Source organism: Bradyrhizobium sp. P2_E8 (genome assembly GCF_056403875.1).
Genome location: NZ_JBFUES010001582.1, coordinates 1 through 1,077, shown reverse-complemented (window position 1 = coordinate 1,077; position 1,077 = coordinate 1). Strand labels below are relative to the sequence as shown.

General features: G+C 68.4%; 2 protein-coding genes. Both read left to right on the top strand.

Annotated features, from left to right (window positions below; genetic code table 11):
- Nucleotides 1–480: sensor histidine kinase (locus tag AC1D00_RS42460; RefSeq protein ID WP_477014828.1), on the top strand; the 480-nt coding region annotated here is incomplete at its 5' end.
- A 7-nt stretch (nt 481–487) separates the two neighbouring features.
- Nucleotides 488–1,077: response regulator (locus AC1D00_RS42455; protein ID WP_477014827.1), on the top strand; the 590-nt coding region annotated here is incomplete at its 3' end.

Genomic DNA, 1,077 nt, shown 5'->3' with positions numbered 1-1,077 from the left:
ATCTCGCAGGCCACGCATCATCTGATGGCCTCGCTGCGCGATGCCCTGAAACGGCTGCGCAATCCCCTGCCCGAGGAGCTTGGACTGGAGGCAAGCCTCGTCAATCTCGTCGACAGCTGGCGCTCGCAGAGCGCGGCGCGCCCGACGATCCAGCTCGACCTCAGGGGCGATCTCACCGACATCAGCGGCCCGACCGCCACCACCGCCTATCGCGTCGCCCAGGAATGCCTGACCAACGCGCTGCGCCACAGTTCGGCACGCGAGATCTCCTTGCGCGTCGAGCGGCGCGCCGGCGAGGACGACGCGCTGCTGATCCGCGTTGAGGACGACGGCGGCGGCGATGCGGAACGCGTCGCACAGTCGGCCGGCTTCGGCCTCACCGGGATCCGCGAGCGCGTCGCAGCCGCCGGTGGGTCGCTCTCGATCCTGCCGGCCAGAGGCGGCCTCAGCGTCGCCGCCACCATCCCGCTCGCCGCGTGAGGCCGAGATGAGCGAGGTTGCAGCAACAGGCATCTCCGTGCTGCTGGTCGACGACCACCCCATCGTCCGGCAAGGCTACCGGCGCGTGCTGGAAAGCCAGGGCGATCTGCATGTCGTGGCGGAGGCCGACAACGCGGCGGATGCCTACGGCGCCTTCAAGGCGCACGACCCTGACGTCGTCGTGCTCGATATCTCGATGCCCGGCGCCAGCGGGCTGGAGGCAATCCGCAACATCCGCGCGCGCAGCCCGCGGGCGCGCATCCTGGTCTTCACCATGCACAACGAGGCCGTGCTGGTGAAGGCCGCCTTCAGCGCCGGCGCCTCTGGCTTCGTCACCAAGAGCAGCGAGCCGTCCGCGGTCGTGAATGCGATCCGCAGCGTCGCCCGCGGCGAGCGCGCCATGAGCGACGACATCGCGCATGTCCTGGCCGAGGACAGCCTGTCGCCGACCGGTTCAGTGCTGGATCAACTGGGCGAACGCGAGATCGAGATCCTGCGCCAATTCGCCGGCGGCGCCACCACCGAGCAGATCGCGACGCATCTCAATCTCAGCGTCAAGACGGTGCAGAACTATCACTATCTGATCAAGACCAAGAC